Origin of the sequence: Micromonospora trifolii, assembly GCF_022229005.1 — a bacterium.
GTDB lineage: Bacteria > Actinomycetota > Actinomycetes > Mycobacteriales > Micromonosporaceae > Micromonospora > Micromonospora trifolii.
Map to the genome: position 1 here is coordinate 1 of NZ_JAKKFD010000079.1, position 3,477 is coordinate 3,477.

4 protein-coding genes are annotated in these 3,477 nt (G+C 75.9%); 2 read left to right on the forward strand and 2 right to left on the reverse strand.

What is annotated here, in order from left to right:
• Positions 1–466, reverse strand: a 466-nt coding sequence (locus tag NIE79_RS32970) for an FAD/NAD(P)-binding protein (protein ID WP_238682284.1), incomplete at its 3' end; no start/stop codon positions are given.
• Positions 467–521: 55 nt separating this feature from the next.
• Positions 522–1,169 carry a TetR/AcrR family transcriptional regulator gene (locus NIE79_RS32975; protein WP_238682285.1) on the reverse strand — a complete coding sequence of 216 codons (648 nt, stop codon included), beginning with the start codon at positions 1,167–1,169 and terminating at the stop codon, positions 522–524.
• 57 nt (positions 1,170–1,226) lie between these two features.
• On the opposite strand from NIE79_RS32975, the gene NIE79_RS32980 reads away from it, so the two are divergent.
• Positions 1,227–2,585: an MFS transporter gene (locus tag NIE79_RS32980; protein ID WP_238682286.1), complete on the forward strand. Its 1,359-nt coding sequence runs from the start codon at positions 1,227–1,229 to the stop codon at positions 2,583–2,585.
• 26 nt (positions 2,586–2,611) lie between these two features.
• Positions 2,612–3,477, forward strand: an 866-nt coding sequence (locus NIE79_RS32985) for a hypothetical protein (protein WP_238682287.1), incomplete at its 3' end; no start/stop codon positions are given.

The window sequence follows — 3,477 nt, forward strand, 5'->3', positions numbered from 1 at the left end:
CGGGGTAGCCGGGGTCGGGCAGCCGGGGCACCCGGTTGTGCCCGTTGGCGACGACAACGGCGTCGACGGTGACCTCGACCGGGCCGCTCGGGCCGCTGGCGGCCACCGTCCAGGTGCCGCCCGGATGCTGGGTGACCCGCTCGACGGTGTGGCGCAGCCGGATGGTGTCGGCCAGCCCGAAACGCTCGGCGAAGTCGGCGAGGTAACCGGCGACGCGACGGTGGTCGGGGTAGTCGGGCCAGTCGCTCGGCATCGGGTGGTCGGCGAACTGGGTGCGACCACGGCTGGTGTTGAGGTGCAGCGTGCGGTACGCGGGCGAGTCGGGTGCCCCGTACACCCAGAGGCCGCCGACCCGCTCGGCGGCTTCGAAGCCCACGGTTGGCACGTCGGCGTCGCGCAGTGCCTTGACCGCGGCGAGCCCGGCGGCGCCGGCCCCGATCACCGCCACCCGCTGTGGTACGCCCATTGCCGCCCCCATTAATCCAACGTCCGATGGATAATCGTCGCGCGGCGGCGGCTCGTCAAGGGGTCGCTGATCCGTACAGCCCGTCGAGCAGCCGATGCACGAACGCCCGGAACTCGCGCCGCTCCCGAGCGCCGGGCGCGCCCGCGGCCAGCGCCACCACGTGCCCGTGTGTCGCCCACACCAGACTCCGCACTGTGATGTGCGGGGTCGGCTCGGCGAGGGCCCCGGTCGCCGCGGCGGCGGTGAGCAGCTCCGCGACCAGCCGGTACAACGGGTCGGCGTAGCGCTGGTCCAGCTCGGCGTGCCGCTGTGGCTCCAGCCAGCGGCGCAGCCACAGCGCTGTGGTCTCGGGGCGGTCCTCCAGGAAGTCGACGAAGACGTCGACCAGTTCGTGCAGGGCCCGTCGCGCCGCGTCCGGGCCCGCGTCGAGAGCGGCGCGGGCCTGCTCGGCGGCCTCGGTCAGCACGTCCCGCTCGGCGGCGAACACCCGGGCGAAGCACGCGTCGTAGAGCGCTGCCTTCGTACCCGTGTGGTGCGCGACAGTGGCGACGTCGACCCCGGCGGCGGCGGCGACCTCCCGCAGCCCGACGGCGTCGAAGCCCCGCTCGGCGAAGAGGGCGGTCGCCGCGGTGAGCACCACCTCACGGGTCGGCCGGCTCTCGTCGCGGCGGGGCCGACCCGGGCGGCGGCGGGGCATGGTCATGGCCGCCATTCTGCCCCTAGAATCCAGCAACCGTTGGATTGCGGAGAGGATGCGGCGATGACCGGGCTGGACCGGCGGCCCGCGGCCGCCACCGACGCGACGCTGCCGCGCGGCCCCCTGGCGGGCTTCGCGGCCGGCTCGCTCGGCATGGGTGTCTGGGTGACAGTGCCCGGCCTGCTGCTGCTCTACTTCCTCACCGACGTGCTGGCCGTGGGGCCGTGGCTGGCCGGCCTGGCGCTGCTGCTGCCGAAGGTCGCCGACGTGCTGCTGCACCCCTGGGTGGGGCACCGCGCCGACGTCGAGCAGACCCGACGCGGCGACCGGCGTCGCCTGCTGCTGCTCGGCTGCGCCCTGCCTGTCGCGTTCGCCGCGATCTTCGCGGTGCCCGGCGGCCTGACCGGCGCGCCGGCCGCGGCGTGGGTGGCGGTGTTCTTCATCGCCGGCAACCTGCTCTTCGCCGCCTATCAGGTCCCCTACCTGTCCACCCCGGCCGACCTGCGCATCGGCTACCACGAACGCACCCGGCTGATGGCGTTCCGGATGGTGGTGCTGACCCTGGGCATCCTGGTCTCCGGGCTGCTGGCCCCACTGCTCACCGGCGGCGACGCCGCGACGCGGGGCGGCTACCAGCGGATGGGCGTGGTCCTGGCCGTGGGCATGCTGGTGGCCATGCTGGTCGGTGTCGCCGGCATCGCCCGGCTGCGCGGGTCCGCACCGGCCAGCACCACGGCCGGTCACGGCGGGTGGCGCGCGTTGCGCACGGCGCTGCGCGACAGGCAGTTCCGGTGGCTGGTCGCCGCGTACCTGGCGATGTCCACCACCACGCACCTGGTGCTCGCCGGGGTGCCCTACTACGCCGAGTACGAGCTGCGCGCCCCCGGCCTGACCACCGTGCTGGTGGCCGCGTTCGTGGCGCCGGCGCTGCTGGTCACCCCGGCCTGGCTGGTGGTGGCCCGACGCGTCGGCAAGCAACGGGCGCTGCTCGGCGCGCAGGGCGCGTTCGCGATCGGCTCCCTGGTGCTGGCGGTGGGCCGACCGGCCGGCCTGCCGGTGCTGGTCGCCGCGGTGGCGGTGCTCGGGGTGGCGTTCGCCGGCATGCAACTGCTGCCGTTCTCGATGCTGCCCGACGTGATCCGCGCCGCCAGCAACGCCGACGCCACCGGGGCCGGCACCTACACCGGGGTGTGGACCGCCACCGAGGCCACCGGCGCGGCCCTGGGCCCGTACGCGTACGCGCTGTGTCTGACAGTGGGTGGTTTCGTGGCCTCGACGGCCGGTGAGTCGCCGGTGCAGCCGGACGCCGCGCTCGCGGCGGTCCGCTACGGCTTCGGGTTGCTGCCGGCGGTGGCGATGCTCGCGGCGCTGCTGCTGCAACGCCGCTACACCCTGGACGCGGCGGCCCGGGCGACGAGCTGACCGGCCGGCACTAGACTTCGCCCTCGATGGACGCCCAGCCCGACACCACCGAGACCCGCCCCTGCGCCCACTGTGGAGCGCCGGTGGCGCAACGGGTCGGCGCGGGCCGACCGTTTCGCTACTGCCGCGACAACGACGGCGCCTGCCAGCGCGCCTCCCGCAACAGCCGTATGCGGCACCGCAACGCCCCCGGTCTGCCCGGGCAGGTGGCCCGCACCTGGGAGGCGGTGGACCGCCTCGACCAGATCGTCGAGACGTTGACCGAGTCGCTGCACGCCGAGTTGTCCCCGGTGGGTGTGCAGCGCCAGCTCGCGCAGGTCCGCGCGGAGGCCGCCACCGAGATCGCGGCGGCGCAGACCGAACGCGACGAGGCCCGCGACGACGCCGAGACCGCGGCGGCCGACACGGCGCGCGCCCGCGAGCAGGCCCGCGACGCCCGGGCCGAGGCCGACGACGCCCGCCAGCGCGCCGAGCTGGCGCAGCGGCAGGCCACCGCCGCCGACGAGCGGGCGCAGCACGCCGAGGCCGCCCGCGACAAGGCGCGTCACGATGCCAGCGCCGCCGAGGCGTTGCGCGCCCAGGCCGAGCGCGACCGCGACCAGGCCCGCACCGAGGCGCGGGACCTGCGCACGGAGCGCGACGCCGAACGGCAGCGGGTGGCCGACCTGTGCGTGGAACGTGACGCGCTGCGCGCCGAGTCCGAACGGGCCAGCCGGGCCGCCGCCGAGGCGACCGAGCGGGCCGGGCGGTGGCAGGCCGAGGTGCAGGACGTCCGGCGTCAGATCGAGCAGTCCCGCGCCGACGCGGCGCGGACCCGCGCCGAGGCCGCTGACGCCGCCCGGGCGCGCGAGCAGGCCGACCGGGCCCGCGACAGATCGGAAGGGGGGCGGGT